The organism is Streptosporangiales bacterium, from assembly GCA_009379955.1.
In the GTDB taxonomy this organism is placed as follows: domain Bacteria; phylum Actinomycetota; class Actinomycetes; order Streptosporangiales; family WHST01; genus WHST01.
Map to the genome: position 1 here is coordinate 1 of WHST01000154.1, position 13489 is coordinate 13489.

The 13489-nt window shown below is 73.0% G+C and carries 11 protein-coding genes; 6 read left to right on the forward strand and 5 right to left on the reverse strand.

Annotated features, from left to right (window positions below):
* Positions 1 to 238 precede the first annotated feature (238 nt).
* The 4 genes from GEV10_29145 (at position 239) to GEV10_29160 (ending at position 3294) form a co-directional block, all read left to right on the forward strand.
* Entirely contained in the window at positions 239 to 661 is a 423-nt protein-coding gene (locus GEV10_29145) for a methylglyoxal synthase (GenBank protein MQA82482.1), read from the forward strand.
* Positions 662 to 749: 88 nt separating this feature from the next.
* Positions 750 to 1895: a DUF4870 domain-containing protein gene (locus GEV10_29150; GenBank protein ID MQA82483.1), complete on the forward strand. Its 1146-nt coding sequence runs from the start codon at positions 750 to 752 to the stop codon at positions 1893 to 1895.
* 125 nt (positions 1896 to 2020) lie between these two features.
* Complete coding sequence (locus tag GEV10_29155) at positions 2021 to 2824, forward strand: DUF3097 family protein (GenBank protein MQA82484.1); 804 nt, start codon at positions 2021 to 2023, stop codon at positions 2822 to 2824.
* A 38-nt stretch (positions 2825 to 2862) separates the two neighbouring features.
* Positions 2863 to 3294, forward strand: a complete 432-nt coding sequence (locus GEV10_29160) for a DUF4870 domain-containing protein (GenBank protein ID MQA82485.1) — start codon at positions 2863 to 2865, stop codon at positions 3292 to 3294.
* A gap of 8 nt (positions 3295 to 3302) precedes the next feature.
* Here the strand turns inward: GEV10_29160 and GEV10_29165 are convergent, their stop codons facing one another.
* The gene (locus GEV10_29165) at positions 3303 to 4544 is read right to left on the reverse strand and encodes a coproporphyrinogen III oxidase (protein MQA82486.1); all 1242 of its coding nucleotides are present in this window, start codon (positions 4542 to 4544) and stop codon (positions 3303 to 3305) included.
* A gap of 114 nt (positions 4545 to 4658) precedes the next feature.
* Here GEV10_29165 and GEV10_29170 point away from each other — a divergent pair, with 114 nt between their 5' ends.
* Positions 4659 to 6809 (forward strand): DUF839 domain-containing protein, encoded by a 2151-nt coding sequence (locus tag GEV10_29170; protein ID MQA82487.1) that lies wholly within the window; start codon positions 4659 to 4661, stop codon positions 6807 to 6809.
* A gap of 59 nt (positions 6810 to 6868) precedes the next feature.
* Here the strand turns inward: GEV10_29170 and lepA are convergent, their stop codons facing one another.
* Complete coding sequence (lepA, locus tag GEV10_29175) at positions 6869 to 8689, reverse strand: elongation factor 4 (GenBank protein MQA82488.1); 1821 nt, start codon at positions 8687 to 8689, stop codon at positions 6869 to 6871.
* Positions 8690 to 8985: 296 nt separating this feature from the next.
* Here lepA and rpsT point away from each other — a divergent pair, with 296 nt between their 5' ends.
* On the forward strand, positions 8986 to 9249 hold the full coding sequence (gene rpsT / locus GEV10_29180; protein ID MQA82489.1) for a 30S ribosomal protein S20: 264 nt from the start codon (positions 8986 to 8988) through the stop codon (positions 9247 to 9249).
* Between the two features lie 27 nt (positions 9250 to 9276).
* Here the strand turns inward: rpsT and holA are convergent, their stop codons facing one another.
* The 3 genes from holA to GEV10_29195 form a co-directional block, all read right to left on the reverse strand.
* Positions 9277 to 10269, reverse strand: coding sequence for a DNA polymerase III subunit delta (holA, locus tag GEV10_29185; GenBank protein MQA82490.1), 993 nt, complete (start codon positions 10267 to 10269; stop codon positions 9277 to 9279).
* Positions 10270 to 10426: 157 nt separating this feature from the next.
* Positions 10427 to 12796, reverse strand: coding sequence for a DUF4131 domain-containing protein (locus tag GEV10_29190; protein MQA82491.1), 2370 nt, complete (start codon positions 12794 to 12796; stop codon positions 10427 to 10429).
* Positions 12797 to 12816: 20 nt separating this feature from the next.
* Positions 12817 to 13317, reverse strand: a complete 501-nt coding sequence (locus tag GEV10_29195) for a ComEA family DNA-binding protein (GenBank protein ID MQA82492.1) — start codon at positions 13315 to 13317, stop codon at positions 12817 to 12819.
* Positions 13318 to 13489 lie beyond the last annotated feature (172 nt).

A 13489-nucleotide genomic window follows, 5' to 3' on the forward strand; every position in this document is an offset into this window, starting at 1 on the left:
CCTGCCCGAAACCGCCCCGCAGACCCCCGAGCCGGGGTCAAGGGGGCTCGGCAGAGAACCCGGCAGCCGTTCGGGAACCACCGCGAGCGTCCGAAGGCCGGGTCATCCCGGGAATGGCTCATTGATCAGCGCATCCCTAGCACGGTGTTTACACCACCGAAGCACGCGGAGCGGGACACTGGACAGGGTGGAACTCATCGAGAAGCAGACCGCACCACCCACCAGGCGGCACATCGCGATGGTCGCGCACGACAACAAGAAGGTCGAACTGCTCGGCTGGGCGGAGTTCAACCGCCTCACGCTGGCGCAGCACGCCCTGTACGCGACCGGGACGACCGGCACCATGCTCCAGTACGAGCTCGGCCTGCCCGTCACGCGCTTTCTCAGCGGCCCCGTCGGCGGTGACCAGCAGATCGGGGCCAAGATCGCGGAGAACGTGATCGACCTGCTGGTGTTCTTCTGGGATCCGCTGGAGCCGCAACCGCACGACCCGGACGTCAAGGCCCTGCTGCGGCTCGCGAACGTGTGGAACATCGGCGTCGCGTGCAACCTCGCGAGCGCCGACCTGATGATCTCGTCCCCGCTGCTCGCGAGCGACTACCAGCGCGCGCGTCCCGAGGTCGACGACCGGCCCTGGACCGACGGGCAGGTCGTGGCCTGAGGGCCGCCGCTCGGGACAACCGGGACGGGCAGGCCGGACGAGGCGGCACTAGTCTTCGAGGGAGGAGATCGGGAGACGAATTCGCGCCATGACCGAGAGCCAGCCACCGCGGGAGGCCGACGAGCCGACCGCGCCGGAGGCCGACGAGCCGGTCTTCCGGTTCGATGCGCTCGGCGTGCAGATGGAGCCGGGTGGCCGCGCCGACACGGGCCCGCCACCGTTCGAGCGGCCGGAGCGGCCCAGGCGCCGGTCGTTCGAACCGGCCGAGGTGCCACCCGACCCGCCTCGGTCCCCTCCCGCGTCCCGGGTCGAGCCGCCCGCACCGGCCGAACCGATCCCGTGGGCTGAGCCGCCGCCGAGGTACGCGCCGCCGGTGTCGGTCCAGCCGAGCTGGGCAGACCCGTCGCAGCCGTACGGCCGGGCGGAACCCCCACAGCAGGCACCGTGGGCCGAGCCCCCACAGCAGGCACCGTGGACGGAGCCCCCGCCTCCGCAGCCTGCACCGTGGACGGAGCCCCCGCCTCCGCAGCCTGCACCGTGGGCCGAGCCCCCACAGCAGGCACCGTGGGCGGAACCCCCTCAGCCGGCACCGTGGGTCGAGGCCAGGCAGCAGGCTCCCCCGGCAGGGCCGGAGTCACCGACCCCGTGGGACGAGCCCGAGCCCCAGCCGCCGTGGGCGCAGCCCCGGCAGCCGCAGCCGCCGTGGGCGGAGCCCCCACAGCAGGCGCCGCTGGCACCGGTGGCCGAGCCGCCCCCCGACTGGATGCCGCTGGCCGAGCCGTACGACGAGCCGCCAGAACGGGCGCTGGCGGAGGCGCCACGACCGGGCACCGCACGACGCCGGCGCGAGGTGTCGACGCCGGTACGGTCGCCAGGCACCCGCCGGAACCGCGCACAGCCGTCACCGCTCGGCGACCTGGCCGACGTGCGCACGGTCGCACTCGTCTGCCATCTCGGCGGCCTCGTGGTCGGCTTCCTCGCTCCGCTCGTCGTCTTCCTGCGGTACCGCCACCGGTCGTCGTTCCTGCGCGTCCACTCCGTCGAGGCGCTGAACTTCCAGCTCGTCCTCGCCGTCCTCTACGCGGCCGGCGCGCTGCTGCTGCTCACCGTCGTCGGTGTGTACGTCCTCGTCGCGACCTGGCTGCTCAGCCTGGTGCTCGGCATCCAGGCGTCGCTCGCCGCGAACGGCGGCCACGAGTACCACTACCCGGTCACCCTGCACTTCGTGCGCTGACCGTCAGCGCGGCGTGACCCCACCCACTCCACCGGGCAGGTGCAACGTGGGCGCGCCTCGGTGGCGGCGTCCGCGGGTCCGGTTACCTTCGGTCCGTGGGACGCAGCAGGGACTACGGATCCGACGTGCTCGCGGGTGACTGGCGGGCGGCGCACCGTCGCACCGTCCCCGAGGTGCCGGCCGAGCGCGGGCTCGTCGTGGAGGAGACCGATGGCGGCTTCTGCGGCGCCGTCGTCGACTGGGCCAAGGACACCGTGGTGCTCGAGGACCGGCACGGACGCCGCCGGCACTTCCCGTGGGGTCACGGCTACCTCCTCGACGGCGATCCGGTCGCGCTCGTCCGCCCGACACCCTCGCCCGCGGCCACCGGCCCGGCGCGCACGGCGTCGGGGTCGATCGCCGTCACCGACCACCGCGCCCGCACCGCGCTGGCGAGCCGCATCTACGTCGAGGGCGTCCACGACGCCGAGCTCGTCGAGCGGGTCTGGGGTCACGACCTGCGCGTCGAGGGCGTCGTCGTCGAGCCGCTGCACGGGGTCGACGACCTGCCGGCCGTCGTCCACGCGTTCGGGCCGGCGCCCGGACGCCGGCTCGGTGTCCTCGTCGACCACCTCGTCGAGGGGTCGAAGGAGAGCAGGATCGCGGCGTCGGTCCGGTCGCCCCACGTCCTCGTCGTCGGGCACCCGTACGTCGACATCTGGCAGGCCGTGCGGCCGTCCGTGCTCGGCATCGACCGCTGGCCCGAGATCCCCCGCGGGGTCTCGTGGAAGGAGGGCGTGTGCGCCGCCTTCGGCTGGCCGGCGCATGACGCCGCCGACCTCGGCCATGCCTGGAAACGCATCCTCGGGCGCGTCCGCGGCTACGCCGACCTCGAGCCCGCCTTGCTGGGACGCGTCGAGGAGCTGATCGACTTCGTCACCGGCGGGTAGCGGCTACGCTCGGACGAGCACAGCGGGGAGAACCGACCATGACCGACAGCGACGGACAGCAGGCGCAGCCGCCACCGCAGCAGGGACCGCCGGGCCCGTACGGTCAGCGGCCACCGGGACCTGGCGGCTGGCAGCCGCCGGCTCCGGTCAACCCGAGCGACGAGCGCACCTGGGCGATGCTCGGCCACCTCGGCGGCATCCTGCTCGGGTTCATCGCTCCGCTCATCGTTTACCTCGTCTACAAGGACCGTTCCGCGTTCCTGCGCCGGCACGGCTCCCAGGCGCTCAACTTCCAGCTCACCATGCTCATCGGCACGATCGTGGGTGCCGTGCTGACCGTCGTCATCATCGGCATCCTCGTCCTCGTCGCCGTGGCGGTGGTCATCATCGTGTTCAGCATCGTGGCCGCTATGGCCGCGAACCGCGGCGAGGACTACAAGTACCCGATGACCATCCAGTTCGTCAGCTGACGCGGGCGTCAGGCGACCGGTAGCTCCGGCTCCACCAGGTCACGCACGAGCGCGTCGGCGAGCAGGCGGCCGCGGGTGGTGAGCGCGAGCCGACCGGCCGTGTACGCCCGCGCGTCCGCGAGCCCCTCACCGACGGCCCTCGCCACGCGGTCGCGTCCTGCGGACGTCAGCTCGGCCACCGGCAGGCCGTCGGCGAGGCGCACCGCGAGCATGATCCGCTCCATCCGGCGTTCTCCTGTCTCGAGCACCTCGCGCGCCTGCGCGGGCGTCGTGCCGGCCCGCAGGCGTGAGGTGTACGCCCGCGGATGGCGCACGTTCCACCAGCGGGTGCCGCCGACGTGGCTGTGCGCGCCCGGGCCGAACCCCCACCAGTCGCCGCCGGTCCAGTAGAGCAGGTTGTGCCTGCTGCGCTGCTCGGGCGACGCCGCCCAGTTCGACACCTCGTACCAGTCGAGGCCGGCGGAGGCGAGCGTCTCGTCCGCCTGGAGGTAGCGGTCGGCGAGCACGTCGTCGTCCGGCGCCTCGAGCACGCCGCGGCGCACCTGGCTCGCGAGCTTCGTGCCCTGCTCGACGATGAGCGAGTACGCGGAGACGTGGTCGGGACGCATGGCCACCGCCGTGTCGAGGCTGCGCTGCCAGTCGGCGGTCGTCTCGCCGGGGGCGCCGTAGATGAGGTCGACGCTGACGCCGCGGAACCCGGCGGCCCGCGCCCAGGCGACGGCCGCCGGCACGCGTTCGGGGTCGTGCGTGCGGTCGAGCGTCCTGAGCACGCGCGGGGCGGCCGACTGCATGCCGAAGGAGATCCTGGTGAAGCCGGCCTCCACGAGCCGCGCGAGCGACGCCTCGTCGACCGAGTCCGGGTTGGCCTCGGTGGTCACCTCGGCGCCCGCGGCCATGCCGAACTCCGTGCGCACGGCGTCGAGCAGCCGCGCCAGGTCGTCCGCGGGCAGCAGCGTCGGCGTGCCGCCGCCGAAGAACACCGTGGCGGCCGGCAGCTCGACGCGGGCGCCGAGCACCTCCCGCGCCAGCCGGACCTCGCTGATCGCGACACCGGCGTACTCCTGCTGGGACGCACCCTCGCCCAGCTCCTGCGCCGTGTAGGTGTTGAAGTCGCAGTACCCACAGCGACGCGCGCAGAACGGGACGTGCACGTAGACGCCGAACGGTCGGGTGCCGAGGCCGTCGTACGCCGACGCGGGAAGCGAGCCGTCGGACGGCACCGGCTCGCCGTCGGGCAGGGAGCCTGGCATGCCTCCATGGTCGCATTGCGTCGGCGCAGGTGGCGGAGAGTCCGCTTTGCCAGTCGTTCACCTGCGGGCCGCTGACCGCTCACCCCCGCTGCTTACGCTTCGCGACGTTCGACCATGAGAACCCTCTCATATTGGTCACGAGACCTGAGGAGCCCCGCGGTGACCGATGCCCGTAGCAAACGCCTTCTCCCCATCCTCGACGCCCCTAGGGCGCACGGCGGACGCAGTTCGATGACGTGCCGGTACAGGTGCGGCGACGCCTGCTTCCACCCCGTGCCGAACCGGTCGGACAACGAGTACTTCGCCGACATGGTGACCGAGGCGGTCGCGGACCGGCTGTCGCGGCGCGGGGTGCTGCGCATCGGCGTGGCAGGGACCGTTGCGGCCGGGCTCAGCGCCGGCCTCACGCTGCCTGCCGCTGCCGCCGAGAAGTCCGGCACGGCGGCGACCGAGGTGGCGAAGGGCTCGAGCCTCGGGTTCGCTCCCGTCCCGCCGAATACCCTCGACTCCATCGTCGTGCCGAACGGCTACGACCACGACGTGCTCATCAGGTGGGGCCAGCCGATCCTCCCCGGCGCGCCCGCGTTCGACCCGCACCGGCAGGCGCCGGCGGCGCAGGCCATGCAGTTCGGCTACAACAACGACTTCGTCGGCGTGCTCCCCCTCGAGCGCGACGACCGGGCGCTGCTCGTGGTCAACCACGAGTACACCAACGAGGAGCTGATGTTCCCCGGGTGGAAGGGTCACGAGGCCGCCACCGACAAGCAGAAGCAGATCGCGATCCTCGCGCACGGGATCTCCGTCGTGATGATCGAACGGGCGGGCAGGACGGGTCGCTGGAAGGTCGTGCCGCCGGCGAAGGCGCGGAAGTACAACCGGCGCATCCACGGCCGCACGACGTTCGCGTTCACCGGTGCCGCGGCCGGCTCGAAGCTGCTCAGGACGTCCGCTGACCGCACCGGCAAGAAGGCCCAGGGCACGTTCAACAACTGCGCCGGCGGCATCACCCCGTGGGGCACGATGCTGTCCGGCGAGGAGAACTTCAACCAGTACTTCGTCGGCGGCGACGGCGCACCCGAGGCGGACAAGGCAGCGCTACTGCGCTACGGCATCCCGACCGACACCCGCTACCCCGACGCCAGCCGCCGGTGGGAGACCGTCGACGAGCGCTTCGACCTCACCGCGGAGCCCCACGAGGCCAACAGGTTCGGCTGGATCGTCGAGGTCGACCCGTTCGACCCGGACTCCACACCGCGCAAGCACACCGCGCTCGGCCGGTTCAAGCACGAGGGCGCCAACGTCAGGCTCAGCGACGACGGCCGCGCGGTCGCGTACATGGGCGACGACGAGCGGTTCGACTACCTGTACAAGTTCGTGTCGAGCAGGCGGATGCGTGCCGGCAGCGGCGCGGCCGTCCGCAGGCACAACCTCGGCCTGCTCGAGGACGGCACCCTCTACGCCGCGAAGCTCTCGTTCACCTCGGCGGACGAGATCGACGGCTCGGGGAAGCTGCCGTCCGACGGCGCGTTCGACGGCAAGGGCGAGTGGATCCCGCTGGTGAAGGGCGACCGGTCACTCGTGCCCGGCATGACCGTCGACGAGGTGCTCGTGCACACCAGGTTCGCGGGCGACAAGGTCGGCGCGACGAAGATGGACCGTCCCGAGGACGTCGAGCCCAACCTGAGGACCGGCAAGGTCTATGCCGCGCTCACCAACAACACCGACCGCGGCATGCCGGGTAAGAAGGAGGGGGCGACCGAGGTCGCTCCGCGCAACGAGAACAAGCACGGCCAGATCCTCGAGCTCACCGAGCAGGGCAACGACGCGGCGGCGACGAGGTTCACCTGGTCGCTGCCGATCGTCTGCGGCGACCCGGCCGACGAGTCCACGTACTTCGCGGGCTACGACAAGACGAAGGTCTCGCCGATCTCCTGCCCGGACAACGTCGCGTTCGACCCGGCGGGCAACCTGTGGATCTCCACCGACGGCAACGCGCTGGAGGCCAACGACGGGCTGTTCGCGGTGCCGCTGAAGGGCGAGGAGCGCGGGCACGTCAAGCAGTTCCTCACCGTGCCGGTGGGCGCGGAGACCTGCGGACCGTGGATCGCCGACGACGCTCGCACGGTGTTCGTCGCCGTCCAGCATCCGGGCGAGGTCGACGATGCGTCGTTCGAGGAGCCGGCCAGCACCTGGCCCGACGGCTCGTACGCCCGCCCCGCGGTCGTGAACGTCTGGCGCAACGACGGCGGCCGCGTCGGCAGCTGACCGGACGACTCGTCAGTGGCAGGCGTCGCCGTGGCGACGCCTGCCACTGACAGATGCGGCTACTTCTTCTTGTCGTCGTCGTCGTTCGACAGGGCGGCGATGAACGCCTCCTGAGGGATCTCGACGTTGCCGACCATCTTCATCCGGCGCTTGCCCTCGCGCTGCTTCTCCAGCAGCTTGCGCTTGCGGGTGATGTCGCCGCCGTAGCACTTGGAGAGGACGTCCTTGCGCAGCGCGCGGACGTTCTCGCGGGCGATCACCCGGGAGCCGATGCTCGCCTGGATGGGCACCTCGAACTGCTGGCGCGGGATGAGGCCCCGCAGCCGTTTGGTCATCTCCACGCCGTAGGAGTACGCCTTGTCGGTGTGCACGATGGCGCTGAACGCGTCGACCTGCTGGCCGTGCAGCAGGATGTCGACGCGGACGAGCTCGGCCGCCTGCTCGCCGGCCGGCTCGTAGTCGAGTGACGCGTAGCCGCGGGTGCGTGACTTCAGCTGGTCATAGAAGTCGAAGATGATCTCGGCGAGCGGGAGGGTGTAGCGGATCTCGACGCGTTCCGGCGAGAGGTACTCCATGCCGAGCAGCGTTCCCCTGCGCGCCTGGCAGATCTCCATCACCGCGCCGACGTAGTCGGTGGGCAGCAGCACCGTCGCCCGCACGACCGGCTCGTAGATCTCGGCGACCTTGCCCTCGGGGAAGTCGCTCGGGTTCGTCACCTCGTGGCTGCTGCCGTCGTCGAGCACGACCCGGTTGACGACGTTCGGGGCAGTGGAGATCAGGGTCAGGTCGGCCTCGCGCTCGAGCCGCTCCCGCACGATCTCCATGTGCAGCAGGCCGAGGAAGCCGCACCGGAACCCGAACCCGAGCGCGGCGGAGGTCTCCGGCTCGTAGACGAGCGACGCGTCGTTGAGGCGGAGCTTGTCGAGCTCCTCGCGCATGGTGGAGTACTCGTCGCCCTCGACGGGATAGAGCCCGGCGAAGACCATCGGCTTGGGTTCCCGGTACCCGGGGAGTGACTGGGTGGCGGGCAACTTCGCGGCCGTCACCGTGTCGCCGACCTTCGACTGACGGACGTCCTTGACGCCGGTGATGAGGTAGCCGACCTCGCCGACACCGAGGCCCCTGGTCGCCTTCGGCTCGGGCGAGATCACCCCGACCTCGAGCATGTCGTGGGTGGCACGGGTGGCCATCATCTGCACCCGCTCGCGGGTGCAGATGTAGCCGTCGACCATGCGGACGTACGTGACGACGCCGCGGTAGGTGTCGTACACCGAGTCGAAGATCATCGCGCGGGCGGGCGCGTCGGCGTCGCCCTTCGGCGCAGGCACCTCGGCGACGACGGCGTCGAGCAGCTCGCGCACGCCGCTGCCGGTCTTGGCCGACACCTGCAGGACGTCGCCGGGGTCGCCGCCGAGCACGTGCGCGATCTCCTCGGCGTACTTCTGCGGCTCGGCCGCGGGCAGGTCGATCTTGTTGAGGACCGGGATGACGTGCAGGTCGCCCTCGACCGCCATGTAGAGGTTCGCGAGCGTCTGCGCTTCGATGCCCTGCGCAGCGTCGACGAGCAGCACCGCACCCTCGCAGGCCGCGAGCGACCGGGAGACCTCGTAGCTGAAGTCGACGTGGCCGGGGGTGTCGATGAGGTTGAGCACGTACTCCTCACCGTCGACGGTCCACGGCAGCCGGACGGCCTGCGACTTGATGGTGATGCCGCGCTCGCGCTCGATGTCCATGCGGTCGAGGTACTGCGCGCGCATGCTGCGCTCGTCGACGACACCGGTCAGCTGGAGCATCCGGTCGGCGAGTGTGGACTTGCCGTGGTCGATGTGCGCGATGATGCAGAAGTTGCGGATGCGCGCGGGATCAGTGCGGTGCGGCACGGTGGTGTCGACGATCCTTCGGTGGGCGATGACCTGGTCGGCTCCATCGTCCCACGGCCGGGTCCGCCCGCGCTCCCGGTGGCCACGCGGTCGCAACGGATCCCACGTCCACCTGGGGTCCCCGGCAGGGGTTCTGGCCCCCGCTGGGGACCCCGGTAGGGGCCAGGACCACGACCGGGGACCCCAGGTGTGGGCGGGCTCGGTTTGGGGGGTGGGCGGCGGCGCTGGTAGCCTGGGCAGTCGCGTGGCGCTCGCCGCGCCCGTCCCAACTCCGTCGAACACTTCGAGGCTCGCGCGTGGCGAATATCAAGTCCCAGATCAAGCGGAACCGGCAGAACGAGGCCGCCCGGCAGCGCAACAAGACCGTGCGCTCGTCGCTGAAGACCTCGGTGCGCAAGTTCCGCGAGGCGGCCGACACCGGCGACACCGAGCAGGCGCGCACCCTGCTGGTGGCCGCGACCCGTGAGCTCGACAAGGCCGCCAGCAAGGGCGTCATCCACAAGAACGGCGCCGCCAACCGCAAGTCCGCACTGGCCAGGCGCGCCGCCCAGCTCGGCTGACGCCTTCCCGTACGACCCCGCCTCCGGTCATCGCCCCCTGGCGCAGCGGGCGATGGTGACGACGGCACGCTCCAGCGCGTACGCGGGGTCGGCTGCCTCCCCCTTGACCCGGGCATCGGCCTCTGCCACGGCCTGGACGGCCTGGGTGATCGCCTCGTCGGTCCACCCCCGCGCCTGCTTGCGGGCGCGGTCGATCTTCCACGGCGGCATGCCGAGGTCCTTGACGAGGTCGGCCGACCGCTTCCCCTCGGCCGCCCGGACCAGGGCGAGCGACCTGACACCCTGCGCGAGCGCGCTCGTGACGAGCACCGGCGCCACCCCGACCGCGAGCGCCCACCTGAGCTGCTCGAGCGCGTCGGCCGCGCGCCCCTCGACCGCCCGGTCGGCGACCGTGAAGCTCGTCGCCTCGGCCCTGCCCGTGTAGTAGCGCGCCACCGTGTCGGCGTCGATCCGCGGCGCCGCGTCCGGCCCACCCGCGTCGGCGACGAGCTGGGCGCAGGCCATCGCGAGCTCGCGCAGGTCGTTGCCCACCGCGTCGAGGAGCGCCCGCGCGCCGCCGTCGGCGAGCGTGCCGCCCAGCCGGCGGGTCTCGGCGACGAGGAAGTCGAGCCGCTCCCCGTGCCGCTTCACCGGCGGGCAGTCGACCTTGCGCGCCTTGGCCTGGGCCGCGAGGTCGAGGACGCCCTTGCCCCTGTTGCCGCCCGCGTGGACGAGCACGATCCGCACGTCGTCGGCCGCCTCACCGACCAGGCCGGTGAGCTCGGCCACGACGTCCTTGCCGAGCGACTCGGCGGACCGGACGACGACGACCCGCGGCTCGCCGAACAGCGACGGGCTCGTCAGCTCGCTCAGCCGGCCGGCCTCGAGCTCGCCACCGGTGAGCTCGTGCACCTCGGTGCCGGGGTCGGCGGCGCGCGCGGCGGAGAGGACGCCGGAGACGGCGCGGTCGACCAGCAGCTCCTCGCCGCCGGTCACCAGCGTGACGGGGACGAGCACGTCGGACTGTGTGGTGGCGGGCACGTGGACAGCATGCCACGCGCTCCCGACGGCGCCGTCGCTCACTGGTCAGCGGCGGTGCCGCCGGTGCTTCACCTCACCACCATGGACTTCACCTCGTCCCGGCACGAGGTGAAGTCCATGGTGATCACGTTGACGTGATCAACGGGGACCACAGGGGCTACATGTCGTCGCGGCCGCGGACGGCGACGGCCAGGGTGCCGCGGGCCGGCCGGACGAACGCGATGTCGCCGTTGCGGTCGGTGCGGTAGATCCGCATCCGCCGGGCGGTGAGCGCGTCGAGGGTACGGTCCGCCGGGTGGCCGTAGTCGTTGTCGACGCCGGCGGAGATCACCGCCGCGCGCGCCCCGGTCGCGGCGAAGAAGTCGTGGTCCTGCCTCGACGAACCGTGGTGCGGGACCTTCAGCACATCGGCACGGAGGTCGGCGCCCGCGGCCAGGAGCTCCTCCTGGCCGGGTGGCTCGACGTCGCCGGTCAGCAGCACGGACAATCCCTGCCACTCCGCGCGGACGACGAGGCTGGCGTCGTTCTCCGCCGAGCTCTCCTCGTCGGACTCCTCGGCCTCGACACCGGGCGCGACGCTTCCCGCCGGCGGCCACAGGACCCGCAGGGTGAGCGGGCCGACGCGCCACCGGGTGCCGGTCACCGCGTGCGAGACGGGTACGCCCGCCGCGGCCGCGTCGGACCGCACGGCACGCCACTGCTCGGGCGGACTCTCCAAGGGACCGGTCACGATCGCCCCGACCCTGCGGCCACGGAGGACACCCGCGAGGCCGCCCGCGTGGTCGGCGTGCAGGTGGGTGACGAGCAGCAGCGGCACCCGGGTGATGCGCAGCCGGTCGAGGCAGTCGCGGACCGGCGCGGGCTCCTGTCCCGTGTCGACGACCACCGCCGCGCCGTCGCCCGCGTCGAGGACGAGCGCGTCACCCTGGCCGACGTCGCACGCGACGAGCCGCCAGCCGTCCGGCGGCCACTTCGGTGCGGTGACGTGCAGGACAGCGCCCGCGACGAGCACCCCGGCGACGACCGCGGCGCCCGCCCTCCTGGCCCGGCGGAACGGCACCAGCAGCAGCCCGCCGACCGTGACGAGCGCGAGTGCGACCGCGCCGCCGACGCCGCCCGGCCATCCGATCGCCGCACCTGGCACGGCTGCCGCCACCCGGCCGACGTGAACGAGCCACCAGGTAGGCGGCCACGCACACCAGCCGATCAACCCCGCGACCTCGGGCAGGACGGGATGGACCACGGTGGCGACGACGCCGATGACCGTGACCGGCGCGACCGCGGGGGCGGCGGCGAGGTTGGCCAGGACGCCGACGAGGTTGACCTGCGACGCGAGTAGCACGATGACCGGCCCGCACATCACCTGCGCCGCCGCGGGCACGGCCAGCGACTCCGCCAGCCACCGCGGGGTGCCGCGGGCGACGAGACGGTCGCGCCACGGCGGGGCGAGGACCAGCAGGCCGAAGGTCGCGAGCACCGACAGCGCGAACCCGTACGACCGGGCGAGCGTGGGGTCGGCGTAGACGAGGACGATCACCGCGGCGAACAGGGCGGGGAGGCAGCGCCGCGGCCTGCCGGTGGCGAGCGCGAGCAGCGCGATGCCGCCCATCACCGCCGCGCGGAGCACGCTGGGCTCCGGCCGGGCGAGGACGACGAAGCCGACGATGCCGAGCGCGGCGACCACCGCGAGGACGCGCGGTGGCATGACCGCGCGCCGACCGAGCGCGAGGACCACACCCGTCACGACGGCGAGGTTGGCGCCGGACACGGCGAGCAGGTGGGTGAGGCCGGCACGCTTGAACTCCGCCTCGACGCGTTCGGACAGCCGCGAGGTGTCGCCGACGACGAGGCCGGGGACGAGACCGCGCTCCTCGGGCGGCAGCCCGGCGACGGAGTCGCGCAGCCCGGCGCGGAGGGAGGCGGCGACCCGTTGATGCGCCGGCGGGCGGCCGACCTCGCGCGGCGCGCTCTGCGCGTAGAGCACCGCGGCCAGGACGCCGGGGTCGTCGGGCGTCGCCAAGGACCCGCTCACTGCGACCCGCTGGCCCGGCGTCACCGCGCGCCAGCCGGCGTGCCGGGTGATGACGAGCACCGGCTGGCGCCCGGTGTGTGCGGTGCCCTCGGACGCCAGCCGGCGCAGGCTCGCGCGCACGGTGACGGTGCGGCCGCGATCCCAGACCGGGCCCGACTCCGTCCCCACGACGGGATCGGCCGACACGACCAGCTCGACCCGCACGTCCGCCTCCGCGGCGGCGAGTCGCGGCAGTGGGCCGGAGCCGAGCGTGGCGAGGTGGGCGGCGCACGCGAGTGCAGCGGCCGCGCCGGACACCAGGGTCGCCGGCAGGATCCAGCGCGACCGCCGTGGCAGCCGGCGACCGGCGAGCCGGGACGCCACCGCGAGCAACAGGCCCACCGCGGCGACCACGAGCGCGATACGCACTCCCGCACCGAGAATGGCGAGCGCGGTCACCCAGCAGGCCAGCGCGGGAGCGCCCAGCCGCAGGTCGGGCGGCTGGGCGGGGAGCAGGTCCGCGCCGCCCGTCGCCGTCACACGCGGACCTTCGGCTCGAGGTCCGCGAACCGGCTCGGTCCGATCCCCGACACGTTCTTGAGCTGCGCGACGTTGCGAAAGCCACCGTGCTCGGTGCGGTAGTCGAGGATGCGCTGCGCGAGCACGGGACCGACGCCCGGCAGCCCGTCGAGCTGTTCGAGGGTGGCGGTGTTGAGGTCGACCATGGCGTCCTGACCGCCTGTCGCACCGCCGGACGGCGCCTGGCCGGTCGGCGCCGGCGGTCGCCCGACGACGACCTGCTCGCCGTCGACGAGCCTGCGGGCGAGGTTGAGTCCGGCGGTCGTCGCGCCGGGACGCAGGCCGCCCGCGGCGCGGATCGCCTCGTGCACCCGCGATCCGGCGGGCAGCGTGACGATGCCGGGACGCCTGACCTTGCCGGCGACGTCGACCACGATCTCGCCGGCCGGCGTCTGCCCACCGGTCCCCGTCGCCGCGCCGGGGGTGACCGGCGCCGCCGAGCTCGTCACCGGCGGCACGGCCTCGGGCACCGCCCTGGACCTGAACCAGAGCAGCCCGCTCACCGCCGCGGCGACGAGCGCCACCACGAGCAGCGCACGCCAGCCTCGGGCACCGGGGCTCGTGCGCGCGCCGCGCAGCGTCGGCGGCAGCCGCGCCGCCACCGCGGCTCGCAGCGCGGCGACGAGGTCG